1 protein-coding gene is annotated in these 265 nt (G+C 67.9%); it reads right to left on the bottom strand.

Features of this window, described 5'->3' with window-relative positions; all coding sequences use genetic code 11:
* Positions 1–265, bottom strand: a 265-nt coding sequence (locus JI666_RS22145) for a hypothetical protein (protein ID WP_206895057.1), incomplete at both ends; no start/stop codon positions are given.

Below are 265 nucleotides of genomic sequence, written 5' to 3'. Positions count from 1 at the left end.
GAAGTTCGAAGCCCTCGGTCTTTTCCGGCGCGATCGACGGACGGTCGACAGAGATCCCGAGCACCCGCTCATAGGCGCGCATCCCGCCCGATATCTGCCACGCCAGAAGGTCGAGCATCAGCTCGGTCTGCGCGGCCGCGCGGCGCTGCAGAGCGGCAAGGCGGATCTTCGCGAGATCTTCGAGCAGGTTGTTCGGCAGGGCCTTGGCCTCGACCTTGACCGCGCTGTCGCCGCCCTCGCCTGCGCCCGAGTTACCGGGCCTGTC

Origin of the sequence: Bacillus sp. NTK071, from assembly GCF_017303315.1 — a bacterium.
In the GTDB taxonomy this organism is placed as follows: domain Bacteria; phylum Bacillota; class Bacilli; order Bacillales; family Guptibacillaceae; genus Guptibacillus.
The sequence above is the reverse complement of the archived record's forward strand: the minus strand, read 5'-3'. Positions and strand labels throughout refer to the sequence as shown.